At 46.7% G+C, this 19,240-nt stretch carries 13 protein-coding genes; 9 read left to right on the top strand and 4 right to left on the bottom strand.

Annotation, left to right across the window (positions count from 1 at the left end; genetic code table 11):
* Positions 1 to 129 precede the first annotated feature (129 nt).
* The 4 genes from AB4Z08_RS25730 (at position 130) to qhpG (ending at position 6,964) form a co-directional block, all read left to right on the top strand.
* Positions 130 to 1,629 carry a ferritin-like domain-containing protein gene (locus tag AB4Z08_RS25730; RefSeq protein ID WP_441576649.1) on the top strand — a complete coding sequence of 500 codons (1,500 nt, stop codon included), beginning with the start codon at positions 130 to 132 and terminating at the stop codon, positions 1,627 to 1,629.
* A 23-nt stretch (positions 1,630 to 1,652) separates the two neighbouring features.
* The gene (locus AB4Z08_RS25725) at positions 1,653 to 4,031 is read left to right on the top strand and encodes a hypothetical protein (RefSeq protein ID WP_441576648.1); all 2,379 of its coding nucleotides are present in this window, start codon (positions 1,653 to 1,655) and stop codon (positions 4,029 to 4,031) included.
* Entirely contained in the window at positions 4,031 to 5,416 is a 1,386-nt protein-coding gene (locus AB4Z08_RS25720) for a radical SAM protein (protein WP_441576647.1), read from the top strand. The genes AB4Z08_RS25725 and AB4Z08_RS25720 overlap by 1 nt, the downstream gene beginning before the upstream one ends.
* Before the next feature lie 84 nt (positions 5,417 to 5,500).
* Positions 5,501 to 6,964 carry a flavin-dependent monooxygenase QhpG gene (gene qhpG, locus AB4Z08_RS25715; RefSeq protein WP_441576646.1) on the top strand — a complete coding sequence of 488 codons (1,464 nt, stop codon included), beginning with the start codon at positions 5,501 to 5,503 and terminating at the stop codon, positions 6,962 to 6,964.
* Here qhpG and AB4Z08_RS25710 read toward each other — a convergent pair.
* Entirely contained in the window at positions 6,961 to 7,353 is a 393-nt protein-coding gene (locus AB4Z08_RS25710; protein WP_441576645.1) for a response regulator, read from the bottom strand. The genes qhpG and AB4Z08_RS25710 overlap by 4 nt on opposite strands.
* Positions 7,354 to 7,481: 128 nt before the next feature.
* Between AB4Z08_RS25710 and AB4Z08_RS25705 the strand changes: the two genes are divergently transcribed.
* Positions 7,482 to 10,838: a chemotaxis protein CheB gene (locus tag AB4Z08_RS25705; RefSeq protein WP_441576644.1), complete on the top strand. Its 3,357-nt coding sequence runs from the start codon at positions 7,482 to 7,484 to the stop codon at positions 10,836 to 10,838.
* Between the two features lie 41 nt (positions 10,839 to 10,879).
* Here AB4Z08_RS25705 and AB4Z08_RS25700 read toward each other — a convergent pair whose 3' ends face one another.
* Positions 10,880 to 11,737, bottom strand: coding sequence for an ester cyclase (locus AB4Z08_RS25700; protein ID WP_441576643.1), 858 nt, complete (start codon positions 11,735 to 11,737; stop codon positions 10,880 to 10,882).
* 270 nt (positions 11,738 to 12,007) lie between these two features.
* Here AB4Z08_RS25700 and AB4Z08_RS25695 point away from each other — a divergent pair, with 270 nt between their 5' ends.
* A complete protein-coding gene (locus AB4Z08_RS25695) occupies positions 12,008 to 13,675 on the top strand; it encodes a sensor histidine kinase (protein WP_441576642.1) in 1,668 nt (555 codons plus the stop codon).
* Positions 13,668 to 14,414, top strand: coding sequence for a LytR/AlgR family response regulator transcription factor (locus AB4Z08_RS25690; RefSeq protein WP_441576641.1), 747 nt, complete (start codon positions 13,668 to 13,670; stop codon positions 14,412 to 14,414). Before AB4Z08_RS25695 ends, AB4Z08_RS25690 begins: the two co-directional genes overlap by 8 nt.
* 1 nt (position 14,415) lies before the next feature.
* Here the strand turns inward: AB4Z08_RS25690 and AB4Z08_RS25685 are convergent, their stop codons facing one another.
* Positions 14,416 to 15,120: a phosphodiester glycosidase family protein gene (locus tag AB4Z08_RS25685; RefSeq protein ID WP_441576640.1), complete on the bottom strand. Its 705-nt coding sequence runs from the start codon at positions 15,118 to 15,120 to the stop codon at positions 14,416 to 14,418.
* Between the two features lie 156 nt (positions 15,121 to 15,276).
* Between AB4Z08_RS25685 and AB4Z08_RS25680 the strand changes: the two genes are divergently transcribed.
* Entirely contained in the window at positions 15,277 to 17,700 is a 2,424-nt protein-coding gene (locus AB4Z08_RS25680; RefSeq protein ID WP_441576639.1) for a TonB-dependent receptor domain-containing protein, read from the top strand.
* A gap of 134 nt (positions 17,701 to 17,834) precedes the next feature.
* Here AB4Z08_RS25680 and AB4Z08_RS25675 read toward each other — a convergent pair whose 3' ends face one another.
* Entirely contained in the window at positions 17,835 to 18,239 is a 405-nt protein-coding gene (locus AB4Z08_RS25675; RefSeq protein WP_441576638.1) for a winged helix-turn-helix transcriptional regulator, read from the bottom strand.
* An 83-nt stretch (positions 18,240 to 18,322) separates the two neighbouring features.
* Between AB4Z08_RS25675 and AB4Z08_RS25670 the strand changes: the two genes are divergently transcribed.
* A complete protein-coding gene (locus AB4Z08_RS25670) occupies positions 18,323 to 19,219 on the top strand; it encodes an NAD(P)H-binding protein (RefSeq protein ID WP_441576637.1) in 897 nt (298 codons plus the stop codon).
* Positions 19,220 to 19,240 lie beyond the last annotated feature (21 nt).

The raw sequence follows: 19,240 nt of genomic DNA, 5'->3' as shown, positions 1-19,240 counted from the left end.
AATAATCACGAAGAAGACTCAAAATAACCACACAAAATACTTTACATGCATAGCCCTTCGTGTCCCTAAATGGACTTCAGCAATATTTACGACTCACACTCAATTATAACACTTAATCAGCTATCCTTTATGCAAAGTAACTATCAACGTTTCCTTGGACCCGTCTTTAAAAGAGCCCAGACAGAAGAACGCCGGGCAGAAATCACCAGACAATCTGCCCTGATTGGCGGAAAGGAAGGATTCCAAACATTCCTGACAGAAGAAATCCTTGCAGATGAACAACCCATTCTTATTCCGCCTGAATTCAATGGCAAAGATTATGTGACCTTCCTCCTGCATATAGATGCAGAAATTGAACACGGACTAATGCTCCAATACCTCTACGCAGCCTATAGCCTGGGCGGCCCACAGGTACCTGAAAAATACCGGGAGCAGATCAGCACCTGGCAGGAAGTGATCCTCGGCATCGCCAAAGAAGAGATGGGCCATTTTGTATCTGTACAGAATGTGCTGAAGCTCATTGGCGGCCCCTTACACTTCGAAAGACAGGACTATCCCTGGGATACGCCCTTCTACCCTTTCCCTTTCAAGCTGGAGCCACTGACGCTTAATTCCCTCGCTAAATACGTATATGCAGAAGCGCCTGCTACCTTTATTAACAGCGAAGATCCACTGGCAAAAGAAATAAAGGACAGAGTGGCGGCAGAAGTACCCAAAGCCAACACCGTAGGCGCATTGTTCCATGTACTGTTACACCTGATTCAGGACCCTGCCGTTATTGGTGATGAAATATTCCAGGCAGACACCTACCCTTTCCAGGCCAAGTTCGATGAATGGGGCCGTGGATATGCCGGTGGACAGCGTGGTAATACCCATGGTGGTAGTCCCAAAGGCAGTCCCGACGTACTGGTAATGCCACTGGCCAGCAGAGATGATGCATACAATGCCCTCAACGCCATTGCGGAGCAGGGAGAAGATAATACGGTAGAATCAGATGAACCTTCTCACTTTATCCGGTTCCTGAATGTATATAAAGAAATGCGGGACGTGATTGCAGAAGCAGGTACCTCCTGGGCACCTGCCAGAAACGTGGCTGTCAATCCTTTTATCCCTTCAGATACGGAGGATGAAAGCGATGATCCTTCTGAAGGACAATCGTCCGATGAAGAACGCGATAAGATCACCAATCCGGAAGCGCAGAACTGGGGCCATCTCTTTAACCTGCGGTACCGGATGCTGTTAAATTTCCTTACCCATAGTTTTGTATTGGAAGATGGATTAAACGCCGCCGGTGCAGTAACGCCGAGAGGGCTGATCATTAATTCCACTTTCGGTGAAATGTATAACCTCCGCAGCATCGCTACCGCGATGGTACAAATGCCACTGAAAGTAGGTGTAGGCGATAAAACAGCAGGTCCTCCCTTCCTGATACCATATACATTGTTATTGCCGGCAGGTGAACATAACCGGTGGCGTACCCATGCCGATGTCATCCAGGCATCTGCTACCATCATAGAAACGTTGCTGTTGACTACACCGGAAAAAAATCATCGTTATCTCTATGGGCTGCTGGAAGCAGATAAAAAGCTGCTGCAGATCATCAACGATATGTTATCCGTAAACGCCTGACATCCATCCTCAAAATAACAACTATGAAGATCACTGAAATACGCATACTACCGCCATTTGCCGTAGCCAGACTGGGTTCATCCGCTACTCCGGTAGCTGCTTACGACCTGGAAATACCGGCAGACAAGCCACTGGGCTTCCGCAAAATAGTGCCCAAGCCTACCTTTTATGTAGACCCTACCACACATGAACTAAGTGTGACTACTCCCACGGAAATCATTTTTAAAGATGCAAAGAGTACTACCGATACCACCGGCACTATTCGCCCGGTAGCTCCTTTCCTGGAAGTATTTGCCATTCTGGAAGATAAACCCGGCGTATTGGTTCCACTGACAGAAGCAGTGCTTGAGCAGGCCGGCTTTAAATTGTCGGATGTGGCATGGGATATAACGCTGCATAATTCCAAGATTATGCGCAGAACCAATGACGAGAACGATAACATTACTGCTACGGTGCTCATCACTAACAATGATTTTGCGCCCAAAGAAGTACTGGCCAGCTGCGTCAATTTTTCAGGTACTAAAAAACTGCCGCTGGGTACCGTACAGTTTATTAAACCTTCGGCCGAATTTCCGGGTATCCGGCTCCGGTATACTCCCGGTGGCGGTAAGGTATACGGTGCTTCTCTCAACAGCATCAAAGCCAAAGGACAGGAGCCTACACCAGATCCCAACATTACCAGTGAGGCACAGCTACTATATAATCCGGACAAGCCATGGTTCACTTACAGCGAGTCACCCAACTTCAATCCGAAGTATACCATGCCTGCACAGATCTTTGCCGGTTATTCCGATAGCGATGGTAATCAGTACAGCTGGGGGTATATAGATGATGAATGTGATGGTACAGTCGTTGTTACAGTGCTGTCCACCCAGATACCTTTCATACAGGCTTCTGCTCATATCTGTGCGGGCCCTCCCGCCTTTGCACCAGACATCCTGCCTATCCGGGCTATTTCGGATGAACTGGAACAGATCCTGCTGGGTACGGAACGCGATGATGAAGTGTCTATTGAAGAAGCAGAAGATATTGTACGCCGTGCCTTTGAATCTATTTCGCTGATGAATACCAACGTGATGAATGGCAACCCTATCAATGGCAGGTGGAATGTGGCCAGCACAATGGTACGTCAGGATACCAATGATTTCGGCAGACTATACGAGCCTATCATGGCCAGTTCTATTGTAGATAACCTGGCCCTGCAATCATTACATGAAAGAGTATTCAACGGGCTGAGTACCGGTATGGCCGCCTGGTTTGCGGATGCATTGCGCCGTCCGGATAAAATCGGTGACCTGTCTGACAAGGAACGGCGTAAAATGCCGGGGCTGATGCGCGGCGCCGATGGCCGCGGGCTGACACTCACCTATCGCATGATCAACACGGTGATAAAAGCCGCTGCCAACGCCATGTTCGAGGATAATAACGTGAACGGAGCTACGCAAAGCGGCTCAAAAGCCGGCACCATTGATGCGAACGACTTACAGGCGCAGATACATCACCGGGGCGAGGGTAACCCTTACAGTGTATTATCAAGAGCAGCCATTTCCAACTGCTTCCCCGGCCTGGAATCAGATTTCAGAAACCTCTGGCGGTACATCTTCCATGATCTCACCGTCAGCGAAAATGATAACTATGTGCTCCACGATTCCTCCGGCAAAGGTCTCGCTGAGCGCCGTATTGTAGGTATCAATGGAAAACCTACCATGGTCATGGGAGAAGGCCCCGTATTTCCCGGTGGCGACAGCATACCTCTCAGCACCAAAGACAATCCCAGTGGAGCGGCCTTTATGGAATGGTCTAATTTCTTTGCATCCCTCGGCGTAAAAGGAGGCGATACTGTAACACTCCATTTTACTCCCGGAGCGGCCAATCTGCCAGTATTGGTAACGGCAGATCAACTGAAAGATACCACCGCATTCCCCACCTTCCCCTTTGTGATGCGTGACATATTCGCGGCCAACAGCGCCGCCATTTCCAGGGCCATACTGCGTCCCGGAGAACTCACACAAGGATTGTGTGCGCCCTGGCAAAATGATTACCGGGAATGCGCCTGTTACTACTGGGCTGCTACACGCCCCGACTATGTAAACATAGAACCTGGCGAAAACGGCCTCAGTAAAGGAGATATGTGGCTGGCTAAAAGACGTACCGGTGAATATGTACCGGATAACCGTGTAGACAGCAGGCTGTTTTCCTATAATGATTTATTCCAGAACTGGGAAGGGGAACTCAACTTTATCATCAACGGCCGCGATGCACTGAGCAGTGGTACAACAGATACTACCCATAGCAATGCACAAAATAATGCCAGCGCAGCAGGCAATGGGCACGACACACTCCCCTGGAATGATAAAGACCGGAAAGAGGTTATCATCGATAAAAGCAAAAACAAACAATAATGCCCGCTCCTTCTCCCTCAAATATCACGAAACATTCACTCACCGCAATTGCCACGGAGCTGGCATCGCAGATAGCCAGGCAGTCAATGCCTGGCTCTTCTCAAATACATATTGTTCCCTCCACCGGGCATACACAATTGTTTGTGAGTAACGGTAGCCGGCTGCATAAAATTTCTCCGGACACCGCACAACACTTGCAACACTTAATCGATCAGCACGACGAAGCCGCCATTCACCAGGAACTGGTACAGATGGGACTGAATACCACACCGCTCATAGACGATACACCACTGCAAAGTCCGGCGGTATATGCACTCTCCCTGGCCATTGCGCAGAAATGCAACATGGGCTGTACCTACTGCTACGCCGATCAGGGCGACTTTGGCGGACCTGCTAAAAATATGCAGCTGGATACCGCCAAAAAATCTATCGACCTGCTGTTGAAAGATTGTGCGCCCGGTGGTAAAGTGCAGCTGACCTTCCTCGGTGGCGAACCACTGATCAACCGGAAATCGCTGCAGGCTGCCACCGTATATGCGGCAGAAGCCGGCGCGAAAAAAAATGTGCAGGTCAACTTCTCCCTGACAACCAACGGTACCTTGCTAAAGCCGGCAGATGCCGCTTTTTTTGAAGAATATGGTTTTGCCGTAACGGTAAGTCTGGATGGTATTGGCGAGCAACACGATCAGCAACGGCCCATGAAAAATGGCGCCGGCACTTATGCGCAGATCATCGAAAAAATACAACCACTGCTCCTTGCACAACGGCGTATGCAGGTATCAGCGAGAGTAACGGTAACGCCTACCCAAAAAAATCTGGGTGATACCCTACTCGAATTTGTAGGCATGGGCTTTCACAGTGTGGGCTTTTCTCCTTTGCTGCGCGCAGCCAATGGCCGCGATGAAATGACAAAGCAGGATCTCGAAATAATGCTGGAAGGCATGATCGCCTGCGGACTGTTATTCGAACAACATGTGATGCTGGGCAAACGCTTTCCTTTTCTGAATATGGTCAACGCATTAAAGGAAATCGCCAAAGGCACACACCGGCCTTATCCCTGCGGTGCAGGCGCTGGCTATATGGGTGTTTCTGCTGATGGTGATATGTTTGCCTGCCATCGTTTTGTGAATGAACCGGCAGGTAGTATGGGCAATATTTACGATGGTGTAGATGCCACGTTGCAAAACAACTGGCTGGCATCCCGTCATGTACATCAACAGGAACCCTGTAACAGCTGCTGGGCGAAATACCTGTGCGGCGGTGGTTGTCATCATGAAGTATTGGAAAAAGGCCGCCATGCCTGTGATTATATCCGTGGCTGGTTGCATTATACCATGCAGGCGCATGAACGGTTAAGCCGACTGGCGCCGGAATGGTACCGGTAATTCAATGTCTCAAAAAATTTATCAGCACGCTATTACATTACTGTCCTTACATTTCAGAGCAGACCACTCAGGTTGAAAATTTACATGGAATCATTCAACATATTAATTATTGGCGCAGGCCCGGCAGGAACATGCGCAGCACTGCGCCTGCTCTCGCTGGGCTATCGTGTGGCGATGGTGGAAAGCGAGGCCTTCCCCCGGCCTCAGATTGGTGAATCACTTTCTCCCGGCATTCATCACATTTTTGAGTACCTGGATGCAGCGCATCTTTTAACCGCATCCCATTGTCAGCATCAGTTGCCGGCACAGGTAATATGGGAATCTCAACAACCGCAGCTGCTGACACCGCAACTGCGCGGACATGGTGTGATGGCAGACAGGGGATTACTGGATAAGGCATTGCTGGACCTCGCCGTTGCCCGTGGTCTTCAGCTGTTCCAGCCAGCCAAATATGAAAGCAGCCAACATAACGGCAAAAACTGGGAGGTCCATATCCGGCTATCAAAAGGGCTGTTTGCCGTGCAGGCGATGTTTGTATTGGATGCACGGGGCAAACGGGGGATACAGCAGCAGCAACGAATGCTCACCGCAGCCCCTATGGTAGGCATGTGGGCCTATCTGCCGGCCAGCCGGATGCCTGCCCACACCTGTGTGGAAGCCGTTGAAAATGGATGGATATGGGGCGCACCGCTGCATGATGGACGGTATCGCATCATTACTTTTACTGCACCTGACACTATCAAACGGCAACGCCCACACGCTATTTATAATAGCCTGCTGCAGGAATCGCATCTGTTCCGGCAGGACCGGGAGCTACATCCATCACAATCCTGCGCAGTAGCGGTGTATGCACATACGCAGCCCTGGCAGCATAACTGGTTGCAACTGGGCGAAGCAGCATTTGCCATTGACCCGCTCTCTTCTACCGGTGTAGAAAAAGCAATGCGCTTTTCCCTGCAGGCAGTCATTGCACTCAACACTATTTTGAAAGGCGGTGGAGCAGCACTGGCACAGCACTACTATGAAGACCGGATGATAGAATCCGTAGTCAATCATGCCCAGTGGACAAGACAATACTATGGCCAGGCATGGCCGGGCCCTGCGCATGCATTCTGGAAACAACACGGCGGTAGTTATCTCCCGGAAAAATATACACAAACAATTTTCACAGCGCGACTAAGGGGGGCGCTGCAACAGCAAAACCCTGCGGCGCCGGCTGCTCCCGAAAAAACAATCGACATTGCCAACACCCTGCAACAGTTGTGGAATGGTAATATGCAGGTATCACCCGCTATTACCTATGTACAATCCTCCTGCGTAGTGGATGATCGCCTGGAAGTGAAAACAGCGATCCGGCATCCCAATCTGCAAAGGGAAATGGCCTTCCTGGAAAAAATGGAAATTTGTCCGCTGCTGGCAATGGCGGCACATACCCCTACATTTGGCAGCCTGGTAGAGGCATGGAGTAAAATAATGCCTTTTCCTATGGCCGCAAAAATGGCGGTGTACCTGTGGGATAAAGAAATAATATGTGAGCGAAATATTTAGAGTGCAGCAAGAATCAAGGTCAGTTCCTGACGTAAATCCTTAAAATTACTTCCTTTTACTAGAAAGTGTGCGGCGCCCATTTGAATGGTGTCTGCCATTTCTTTTTTATCGGAAGAAGTGGAATACATGACAACGGGAATGTCGCGCAAAAGCGGGAGGAGCTTGAGTTCTGTGAGGCATTGCTTGCCGCCCATCCTGGGCATATTCAGGTCTAAAAAAATAACATCGGGAAATAGAGATGAAATGTTTTCCAGGTAGGTCATCGCTTCCTGTCCATTGTTAGCAGTGTAACACTGGGCAGAACGATCATTTTCGGTTAACGCTTCGATTAAATACTGTTGATCATCAATATCATCATCAACAATGTAATATTTTTTTGTTTTTCGCAAGGACGTCTGAACCTGGTTATTTTAAACCCCGAGGAGAAGCTAAAGGTAAGCTTTTCAGCCGGACTACCTAATATTTAGTACCTTTCGGGCCACAGGCACCCCATTAAATGCGGGATGCATGGTTAAACATGGATAAGGTAAAAATACGCTCATCCAACCTCTTCCCTGTTGTAGGCATCGGCGCCTCTGCGGGTGGACTAGATGCTTTCAAGCGATTATTAAAAGCAATTCCGGCCGATTCAGGTATGGCCTATATATTGGTACAACACCTGGACCCGGCTCATGAAAGCATCTTAGCAGATCTGCTGCAAAAGGTCACTAAAATTCCCATCCAGGAAATAACAGACAACATTCATGTTGCGCCGGATCACATCTACATCATCCCTTCCAATAAGTTGTTGACTGCTACCGATGGTATCCTGCAATTAAGCCCCCGATTGCCACGTAATCAAAAAAACATGCCGATAGATGTCTTCTTCACCTCTTTGGCAGAAGTACACCAACATCAGGCGATTGGCATCGTTTTGTCCGGCACAGGTACAGACGGGACCCTTGGCCTGAAAGATATTAAAGAACAGGGAGGCACTACATTTGCGCAACAACCCGCCTCTGCTGCCTATGATGGTATGCCACAAAATGCTATTGATGCAAACGTGGCAGATTTCATATTGCTGCCGGAAGCAATGCCCAAACAACTAAGGCTCTTAAACGATACACAACACCATGTTAGCAGTACACTGTCTGCAGAAGAAGGATACCGGCAAATCCTGTCGCTGCTGCATATACGCCGGGGCGTTGATTTCACCCATTATAAACAAACCACGATACGCCGCCGCATGGCACGCCGCATTTCGCTGAGCATGAAGGAGAGTATAGGTGAATACCTTGTTTACCTGAAAGAAAATGAAGAGGAACAGGATAACCTATACCAGGATCTCCTGATACCTGTGACCCAGTTTTTCCGGGATCCGGAGATCTTCGAGAAATTAGGCGAAACGGTGATTCCTTTATTGGCAAAAAACAAATCTACCAATGACCCCATCCGCATATGGATAGCCGGCTGCTCTACCGGAGAAGAAGCGTATTCTATTGTAATTTGCCTGCACGAATACCTGGGCGAACAGGCGGCTGTAATACCGATACAGGTATTTGCTACCGACATTTCTGAAATCGCTATCAATAAAGCCAGAACAGGTATCTATAAAAAGAGTGAAGTAAGTGGCGTTTCTGCCAGTCGCCTCCAGCAATTCTTTACTAAAACGGATAACAAATTCCGGCTCCATAAATCTATCCGCGATGCCTGCATATTTGCCTGTCATAATTATCTGAAAGATCCTCCATTTGCTAAAATGGACCTGATCAGCTGCCGCAACTCTCTCATTTATGTGGAACCGGTGTTGCAAAAGAAAGCATTGACCACTTTTCATTATGCACTGAAAGACAAAGGCATCCTGATACTGGGCAAATCTGAAACAACCGGTCCCGCGGCAGAACTCTACAACGTGTTGGATAACCACGCTAAAATTTATACCCGCAAAGCGATACCCGGTAAATTCATGCATTTGATCCCTGACCGGAAGGAGGAAGTCTTTAAAGGATTTACCTACGGATCAACAAGAAATGAAAGTGCAAAAGATGATTTCCAGAAAAATGCAGATGAGATCATCCTGTCCAGGTATGCGCCCGCAGGCGTCATCGTAAATGAACAGCTGGAAATTGTGCAATTCCGGGGAGCCACCGGCCGATGGCTGGAACCCTCTCCTGGTAAGCCCGACCTGAATGTCCTGAAAATGGCCAGGGAAGGACTCGCTTTTGAACTGCGGAATACTTTGCATAAAGCTAAAAGCAGTAAAGCGGCGATGGTAAAATCAGACATCCCTTTTTTGTTTACAGACACGGAATACCTGGTAACCATTGAAGTGATTCCACTGTTGAATACGATTGAACCACATTATTTAATTCTCTTTAAAGATACCGCTATCAGCAGGGAGCAAGCAGATACCACTGATACACCGAAACAAGGCAAAGATCGCGCAAGAATACAGTCCCTGCAAAAAGAGCTGGCCCAGGTAAGAGAGGATATGAGAAATATCTCGGGCGCACAACAGGCTACCAATGAAGAACTGCAAAGTGCTAACGAAGAATTGCTTTCCGGCAGCGAAGAGCTGCAAAGCCTGAACGAAGAACTGGAAACATCCAAAGAAGAAATACAAACCAGCAACGAAGAACTGATCATTGTAAACCAGGAAATATCTGACAGAAATGAACAGTTGGATCTTTCGCGGTTATATGCAGAGTCTATCGTTACCACCATTCGCGAACCTTTTATCATCCTGAATAAAAACCTGGAAGTAAAAAGTGCGAACCAGCCATTCTATACCATTTTTCATGCTACAGAAGAAGGTATCGTAGGCAAGCATCTATTTGAATTCAACAATAAACAATGGAATATCCCCGGTCTCCGCAAAATGCTGGAAAAGATATTACCGGAGAAAACCAATATCGTTGATTTTGAAGTTATCCACTCCTTTCCGCTCTTAGGTGAACGTATGATGCTTTTAAATGCCAGCCGCATCCTGAGAGATCATAACGAAGAACAACTGATCCTGCTGGCCATTGAAGATATTACGGTGAAGAGAAAGCTGGAAAAAGAAGTACAGCTGTTTACCGATGAACTGGAAAAACAGGTATCGGAAAGAACTTTCTCCCTGCACGAAGCCAATGTGAAACTGCTACACTCCAATGAAAACCTGAAGCAGTTTGCCTACATCGCCTCTCATGATCTGCAGGAGCCGCTTCGTAAAATCCGGACCTTCTCTTCTACGCTGAACGACCGGTTCACAAAAGATCTCCCGGAAAAAGCGCAGGAACTGATTAGTAAAATACTCACGTCTGCAGAAAGAATGTCTAACCTGATTAAGGAAGTCCTCAACTTTTCCAGGATACTCCACGGAGATGTGCCGTTTGATAAAATAGATCTGAATGAAGTGCTGACCCAGGTAATCAATGATTTTGATTTACTCATCCATGAAAAAAATGTGGTGATCTATCGGGAACAGTTGCCGGTGATTGAAGCTATCCCGGTACAAATCAGCCAGCTTTTTTATAACCTGATCAGTAATTCCATTAAATTTTCCAGGAAAGATACGCCCCTGTTAATTCACATTTCTGCCAGCAAACTAACGAAGGAGGTCCAGAAGAAAATGATAGGGCTTCATCCTAAATTGTCTTATTACGTGATCAGCTTTAAAGATAATGGTATCGGGTTTGAACCACAGTATGCTGACCAGATTTTCCTGATCTTCCACCGCTTAAACAATGTGGAAGAATACGCCGGCACCGGCATCGGCCTGGCTTTATGTAAAAAGATTGTGGTCAACCACCAGGGAGAAATATATGGTGTTTCAAAACATCAGGATGGCGCCACATTTCAGATTATACTCCCGGTAACACAGGCCCTGCCTGTTACTGCTCCGAAAAAATAAAAAGGTGTGCAGGAGTACCTGCACACCTCCTTCCACTACTTTTAGTTGGATCCTACTGCAGTATAAATGCCTCTATCGGCTGTTATACCTAAGCGTTTGAACATTTCTGCGGGATTAAATCCCTGTTCTTTATATTTTGCCTGCACGGTTTCTTTCGCCTTTGACAAAGCTTCTCTGCTCTCCCACTGCGCCACCGTTATACAGATAAGGTTACCTTGTTCATCGGTATACACGTATTCTGCATCCGTAATGAATCCAGGCAAAGTTTTGATGAACTGACGGTTAAACGCGGTTCGTTCCTTGAATTCAGCGATGGCATTAGCCGGTACCAGGAATTTATCGATGAACTGTACCTGGTCTTTTATTGGCTTTACCGGTGCGATATTAGCCGGTACCACATCGAGGGATTGCAAAATACCCAAACGATCGAGCTGCACATCTGAACCCACTATTTTCCCGTTTTTGAATTCATATATAGAGATGCCATCGCTGCTGATCGTTTTGCCTGTGGCCGGAACATTCCGGAAGGTGCCGGTTTGTGTACCGGTCCATTTCCACCGGACTACTACTTTGTCTCCTTCACTTACCAGCGTGATTAATTTATACTGAATATCCGGGAAAGCATTGATTAATGGCATGAATGGATCTATAAATCCCTTTACCCCTTTTGCGCCTCCTGCGCCGGCAAACTCTTCAGATATCTGGTTGGGTAATAGTTCCAGCTGTTTCTTATTCAAGGATGTTTCATATAATTCCTGTACGATCGCTTTATTGTTTTCCATGGTAAATGTTTTATTGTTTGCGTGTTTGTTTACTTGCCGTGCATTTGCTATTCCAGGTGTCATTGCGCCGGCTAATAGCAGGGATATGGTGGCTGTTGCTGTTTTTATCGTGTTCATGGTGTTCATTATTTTATACAAAAGTAGCCTGGTGCCCGGACCAGGAATTGTAAAAAATCATTGATTTATGCGGGAAGGGGTCAAATTCAAACCGGGAGTGGTCACTTTCAAGAAGGAGCATATTATAACGGGGAAGACTACGCATTTTTACAAGAAACGGATGTCCCGGTTACTTCATTCTCTGCCACCATCCCACAGGAAAGACGGTAACAGCAGATCTGGATCTTTTCAAATTATTGCCTTCATTACTCAAATAATATATCTTTAATCATGAACAAAGGAATACGCTTTGCGTTACTGCTGTTGTTTTTGGGAGTATCGTCCGCAAGTGCCCAGGTGGAAAACCCATCTCAATTCGGGCAACACTTTTCCTTGCCGGGATTTCATATGACCCTTGCCAATAACTACATAACGACCATCCATGACGACATCCCCAACTACCTTGCACTTCCTTTTAAAGAGGAACAATTCACGGTATATGGTAGCCACGTGATCCTGAGTGCTTATAAAAATGATAGTACTACCATCGACAAAAGAAGAAAAACCGGCACGTTTTACTACGATAGCTCTGCCCGCGATCAACGGGCTTTTCCGATAGCAGCGCTACAAACAAGGGTGTACCGGAACGATACCCTGGTGAGGGACTGGCAGTATATCCAGAAAATGCCGTCTTTTAAAGATTCGAACCTCCTCTGTACTACACCGTCTCACGAACAGCCGCTCGTTTACTGGCTGGTAAATGACAGCCTGAATGTAGGCGACAGTATGCTGATAGAATTGCGGAGAGATAGCGGCGCCCCGTTGTTCCGGTTGCATCTTCACCGGGAGAATGCTTACACGCAACCTTTCATGATGACGAATGTGCATGATGAGGATCGCAATGAGCTTTCCTTTATCAGTAGCCAACTGACGCAAAAAAGCAGCCTGATATATAATTCGCTGCGTTATCGCGACCGGCCGGGGAGCGGATTAGCGGGTAACAATGAGCTTATTTCCTCCAGGAGTCAGATGGCATTTTATTTCAGAAGAGATAACAGCGAAGCCAATGACTCCATTCTTTTGTATCGCATAACCGGCGGCCGCTACCGGGATACTGCCTGGCAAAAAACAGACGGGCTGGTGCTCATGACAACACTAAGTGACAATGCGCACTACAAGCTGGAAGTGAAATATGCGGATGGTCACGGTAAATTATCTGTCTATACCTTTTACACCCCGCCACTATGGTACCAAACCACCTGGTTTAAAGTGATTCTTTTTGCGGCAGCGGTGACCCTCCTCCTCTTAGGCTACTTTATTTCCCGGACCCGGAAAAATAAACGGCGCATCAAATACCTGCAACTGGAAATGCAGGCCTTACAGGCACAGATGAATCCGCACTTCCTGTTTAATGCACTGGGTTCCATCCAGGGGTTGATGAATGACCAGCAAACAGACAAAGCCAATAAATACCTCAGCGGATTTGCCGCCTTGCTGCGCAGCGCTGTTTCACAGGGACGAAAAGAGTTTGTACCACTCAGTGTTGAACTAAAGGATCTGAATAACTATATTGAGCTGGAAAGACTCCGCTTTGGTTTTTGCTATGTCCTGGATATTTTACCTGGCCTACCGGCAGATGAGATTACGATACTGCCACTGCTGGCACAACCACTGATCGAAAATGCCGCTAAACATGGTCTTTCCGGTAAAAGAGAAAATGGCGTGCTTACGTTGCAAGTCACCAGAGAGCAATCGGACTTGTTGTTATACGTGACCGACAACGGCAACGGATTTAATCCAAACAACGGCGCCAGCGGTCATGGGATACCACTCACGCGGGAACGCATAGCACTCTTTAACCGGATGTATAAGCATCGCAAAATAATACTGGACATCAGCAGCTCCGCCAGTGGTACCCGCTGCTATTTCCGGTTCAAAAACTGGCTGGACAATGATTAATGCACTGATCATCGATGATGAACCTATCAACATCATTAACCTGCAACGGCTACTGGAACAACATTGTCCGGACGTTCAGGTAACCGGCACCGCCAACGGAGCTGCTGAAGGCATCGTTGCCATTCAGCAGCTCCGGCCGGATCTTGTTTTCCTTGACATACAGATGCCCGACAAAAGCGGCATCGATATGCTGAAGGAACTTTCCTCTCCTAACTTTGCACTGATCTTCGTCACGGCATATGACCAATACGGCATACAGGCCGTAAAATTTGCAGCCATGGATTATCTCCTGAAACCGGTAGATACCACTGAGCTCAAAGCAGCGGTAGATAAAGCCGCTATGGCCATCGCCAAGAAAAAGCAACACCAGCAAATGCAATACCTGGTGGAAATATTACAGCAGGGGCAACGGAAAGAAGAACATCGCATAGCCCTCCCTTCACTGAAAGAAACCAGGTTTGTATACACCAGGGACATTGTTCGCTGCGAAAGCAGCAATAGCTATACACACTTCTACCTGAAAGATGGAGAAAAAATTACGGTGGCTGTTTCTATATATGAATATGAGGAAATGCTGGCGCCATATGGCTTTCTTCGTTGTCACCAATCGCACCTGGTGAACAAAAAGTTTGTACGCAGTATGGTAAAAGAATCCGGCGGCTACCTGCTGATGCTCGACGGTAGTATCGTTCCGGTGTCAAGGTCCAGGCGCGATGATCTGAAAAAAGGGTTAATGTAATTTATAATACTACTGCGGCCTTCACGATGCCGATGATCACACCAAATTTCCCGTTGTCCTGCCACATCTCTTTTTCCGGACAATACATCTGGGAAATAGCCCCATCCAGGTACAGGGCATTTTTGCATCCTTTATTCTTAAAAAACAGGGCGAAATCATAAAAGGTAATGGGGGCTGTTGAAATGGCAAACAGCACACTGCCGTCCGGCAAAATGCCTACGCCATTCCTGATATTGAGGTTCTTTGAACCGGCTTTAAAAGCAGGATGAATGGCGCCATCAATCACCAGCATAGGCCCTGATTGCGTGGCGTATTTAATATGTCCGTCATTTCTGAAATGGTTGCTGGTACAAACAACGGCCACCTGCTCGGTGGTCAGGTAAAAAACACCATTGGGTTGTAAACCGAAATTCCCGTATGTGCTGGTGATGTTCAGCGGCGTTATTTCCTGCTGCCGCTGGATATACAACCCTACCGGCGCATAGTCAGGCTGAAACATTCCTCCGTTCATGGCAAAAACAAGGGTATCATTTTTAGCTGCCAGCTTGTTTTTAAGGTCTGCTATGGTGCTGAAAGTCTGACCTGGTACTAATTTCCAGTAAAAATGAATCCGCTGATCAGGAGCAACGATATAGGAGGCTATTTTGTCCTGTGACCATGATTTAATGCCTGTCAGGGAAAGCAGTGCGAATAAAACAATTTTCATGGTATCGTGTTTTACGTACTCAACCTAACATTTATTCCTGACTTTCACAACACCTTCCCTGCTTATCGGGACTTTACCACTTATCATGTTATCATTTCCCCTCCCGGCGTTATTTATTATCTTGGTGACTATCTTTTTACATAAATTCCGTTATAGTTGAAATTATTTTTCCCGCTGTTTCTAATCAGCCTGTTCTGTAGCCATGCTTATGCCCAGTCAACCCTTTCCGGAACCGTGCGCAGTGCCACGGAAGCACAGCTTCCATTTGCGATCATCCGTATCACACGTCTTCATACTACTCAGCAACAGGCTATGCAGGCCGATAGTGCCGGGTATTTCCGCTTCCGCAAACTGGAAGCCGGCCAATATGAGCTAAGTGCCTCGTTGACCGGTTATCAATCTTCCGTGTTGCAGTTCACCCTGCAAAAAGATACAGTTATTACCCTGCTGTTACAGTCTGCCAATACCCGCCTGGATGAAGTAGTGGTGTCTGCAGCGAAGCCTGCTATTAATGATAGTCCTGATAAGTTGGTATACAATGTTTCTTCCAGCATTACGGCTGCCGGCAGTGATGTACTCACTACCATCGGTAAAGTACCGGGCATCAAAGTGAATGATAATGAAATCAGCATCGCCGGCAAGGGCGCCGTGAAAGTAATGATCAATGATCGCCTGGTGCAATTATCCGGCCTGGAGCTCATTCGTTACCTGAAATCGATATCTGCCAACCAGATCTCTAAAATTGAACTGCTCAAAAATCCCTCCGCCAACTTCGATGCAGAAGGCAATGCAGGGTTAATCAATATTACCACCAAACAAAGTAAAAAGCAAGGGTATTCCGGTAACATACAGGCCAACGCCAAACACTGGTTTTATAGTCCTGCCAAAGCTTTTGGCACCAGCAACTACGAAGCGCTGAATGCCAGCGCCACCCTCAATTACAACACAGCCCGCTGGTCGGCCTACGGCAGCATCAACATGGATCAGGATCATCACCTGGAGGGCTTCCAGACCGTTCTTAATTATCCCAAACAAACCTGGCTCCAGAGCGATACCGGTGATTATAAATATCGCAATATAAACGTGGTAGCCGGTGCTGATTACAAGATCAGTTCCAAAACCACTATCGGCATCAACTACCAGGGCGGCAAAAACATTTATGATGGTTCAGATCATGTGAATAATCCCGTTTACAATAACAACACCGGGAAAATGGATTCTCTCTTAAGAACCTATGCTACCTATTACCCGGTTGCTCTCAGCAATTCCGTTAACCTGCATTCCGTCATCAATTTTGACACCGCTGGCCGCAAACTATTGCTGAATGCAGATTACATGAATTACTACCGTACAGACAAGTCCGATTTTGAAAGTCATAATTACCTGGGCACAGACTTGCTGCATCCAATGGCTACTACCCGCTATTATGACAACAACAAACAAAACTTCAATATTTACACCTTTAAAGCGGATGCTGAAATACCTACGTCCTTTGCAAAAATCATGTTTGGTACCAAACTGAGTTTCATCGATAACTACAGCAATGCATTCTACTATAAAAAAAGCCCGGCAGGTGAACTGACTTATGACACTGATCTGAGTAATGAATTTGACTACCGGGAAAATACACAGGCGCTGTATATCAGTATGAATAAAGAACAGGGCAAATGGAAGCTTGAAGCTGGCCTCAGAGGAGAATTAACCCAAACCAAAGGTTATTCCTATACCCTCGATCAAACCACCATCAATAAATATTTCCGGTTGTTTCCATCGTTGTCGGTTTCCTACCAGGCCAATACCGATAATAGCCTGGCACTCACTATTGGCAAGCGTGTTAACCGCCCTTCCTTCTGGAACCTGAATCCGTTTAAATCGCTCTACACCGCGTATAGCTATGGAGAAGGTAATCCCTATTTAAATCCGGAATACAACACCAACTTCGAAGTATCACATACGTATAAAAGTATACTGACTTCTTCTGTATTTTTTAATATTACAGAGAATGGTTTTAACAACCTGACGATCGCCAGCCCCGATACTAATCTCGTATATACGAAACCGTTAAACTTCCTGAAGACATACCGGGTGGGTATTTCAGAAAACATCGCCCTTCACTTATTCTCGTGGCTGGATAACAATAACCAGGTCACCTTCTATCATACCAATGCAACATCTACGCTTCCCAATATCCAGGGCGTAAGTGGTTTCGGATTATACCTGGCTACCAATAACAACATCTGGCTCAACAAGGACAAGACCTTTGCCGCCGCTGTAAATGCCTGGTATCAGTTCCCGGAAGTAGATCATATCGGGAAATCGGATGCCTATTACAAAATGGATATCGGGTTGAAAGCTGCAGTACTCAAAAAGAAGGTGGATATTACTTTAACGATGAATGATATTTTCCGCAGCAGCGCTACTGCCGTGACTTCCAACATTAACGGCGTACCACAGAAATTCACCAACTTCCAGTTAAGCAGGTATATCTTATTAGGGTTTACTTATCGCTTTGGTAGCAATGAACATAAAGCTGCCAACAATGACAACGGCAATGAAGAGGAAAGAGGTCGTATACATTAAACTATAAAACGGAGGGGCTATTTTCAGTCTGTGTGGAGATGGCCCTCCTGCTCCACCCCTTCTTCCTTCATCAGGTATTGCCCATAGGCCGTTAAAATATCCATCGCAGCTGGCGGAAGAAGCAGATGAATAAATCATCCTGCGAATCCCGGAAAAGTTTTCAGGTTTCTCCGGAAAGTGGTGGCGTTTTCTTTACTGTCGCCTACTGCCCAAACTGCCATGGCGTATAATACAGGCTTTAGTGCTTCTCCGGCCTTTGTAAGACTGTAAGTAACATGAGGGGGCACGACAGGCCTGGCTTCCCTCAATACCAGGTTATCGGCTTCCAATTGCTTTAAATGCTGGATGAGCATTTTTTCGGTGATCGCCGGAATTGATTTTCTCAGGTCACTGTATCTTTTGTTACCGGATAATAAGTGAAACAGGATAATAGGTTTCCAATAGCCACCAATCTTTTCCATTACATAAGTGACAGGGCATTCCTGGAATGCAGCCTTCTTGTTTTCCTGGATGGTGGAGTTTTCTTTTGTCTTTGCCATAGATACATACTTTAGGGTAAGTACTTGTACAAAAGTAAGTACTAAACTACTTTTGTCAAAGAAAATTTTAAAACACATTTCTTATGAACATTACTATTACAGGCTCTTTAGGAAACATCAGCCAGCAGCTCACACAACTATTAACCGCAAAAGGACACCAGGTAACTGTTGTTAGTCATAATCCGGAAAGAACAGCCGCCATTGAGCAACTGCACGCCATCCCGGCCATTGGTTCCATTGAGGATACTGATTTCCTGTTACAGGCCTTCGCCAAAGCAGACGCCGTATATACCATGATACCACCCAACTTCCAGACAACGGATCTCCGTGGATATATCAAAGGTGTAGGAGCCCGTTATGCAGATGCCATCGCCCAAACGGGGGTACGCTATGTAGTGAACCTGAGCAGTATTGGTGCACATATTCCCGATGGTCCCGGCCCTACCAGTGCCAATTATTACGTAGAGCAAAAATTAAATGCCCTGAAAGATGTGCAGGTACTGCATCTGCGACCAGGTATGTTTTACTCTAACTTCTATGGCAGCATGGACATGATCCGGTATCAAAACATACTCGGCAACAATTTTGATGCAACAGCCAATATTGTGATGTCGCATCCGCACGATATCGCTGCCGCTGCCGCAGAAGCGCTGGATACCCTTTCTTTCAGCGGAAAATCTGTTCGCTATGTAGCAAGTGATGAAAAGAATGGTGCGGAAATAGCAGCCCTGCTTGGCCACGCCATCGGCAAACCCGACCTGGCCTGGATTGGTTTCTCTGATAATGCCATGCTGCAAGGCATGCTCCAGAATGGCTTAAGTGAACAAATGGCGAAGATCTATGTGATAGAAATAGGTGTTGCTTTAAGAGAAGGCACTTTGTTTGAAGATTATCGCCAACATCAGCAAGGCGCATTTGGCGAAAGAAGCTTCGCTGATTTCGCAAAGGAATTTGCGTTTGTTTATAATCGTCAAAATTAATGATCAGCACAGCCATAGCCT

This window comes from Chitinophaga sp. RAB17 (assembly GCF_052114225.1).
Classification (GTDB): domain Bacteria; phylum Bacteroidota; class Bacteroidia; order Chitinophagales; family Chitinophagaceae; genus Chitinophaga.
This window is presented reverse-complemented; position numbering and strand designations above follow the sequence as displayed.

Coding starts and splice junctions, on each gene's coding strand:
- AB4Z08_RS25725 (WP_441576648.1), top strand. CDS start 1,653: ATGAAGATCACTGAAATACGCATACTACCGCCATTTGCCGTAGCCAGA.
- AB4Z08_RS25720 (WP_441576647.1), top strand. CDS start 4,031: ATGCCCGCTCCTTCTCCCTCAAATATCACGAAACATTCACTCACCGCA.
- AB4Z08_RS25730 (WP_441576649.1), top strand. CDS start 130: ATGCAAAGTAACTATCAACGTTTCCTTGGACCCGTCTTTAAAAGAGCC.
- AB4Z08_RS25695 (WP_441576642.1), top strand. CDS start 12,008: ATGAACAAAGGAATACGCTTTGCGTTACTGCTGTTGTTTTTGGGAGTA.
- AB4Z08_RS25700 (WP_441576643.1), bottom strand. CDS start 11,737: ATGAACACGATAAAAACAGCAACAGCCACCATATCCCTGCTATTAGCC.
- AB4Z08_RS25705 (WP_441576644.1), top strand. CDS start 7,482: ATGGATAAGGTAAAAATACGCTCATCCAACCTCTTCCCTGTTGTAGGC.
- AB4Z08_RS25675 (WP_441576638.1), bottom strand. CDS start 18,239: ATGGCAAAGACAAAAGAAAACTCCACCATCCAGGAAAACAAGAAGGCT.
- AB4Z08_RS25685 (WP_441576640.1), bottom strand. CDS start 15,120: ATGAAAATTGTTTTATTCGCACTGCTTTCCCTGACAGGCATTAAATCA.
- AB4Z08_RS25670 (WP_441576637.1), top strand. CDS start 18,323: ATGAACATTACTATTACAGGCTCTTTAGGAAACATCAGCCAGCAGCTC.
- qhpG (WP_441576646.1), top strand. CDS start 5,501: ATGGAATCATTCAACATATTAATTATTGGCGCAGGCCCGGCAGGAACA.
- AB4Z08_RS25690 (WP_441576641.1), top strand. CDS start 13,668: ATGATTAATGCACTGATCATCGATGATGAACCTATCAACATCATTAAC.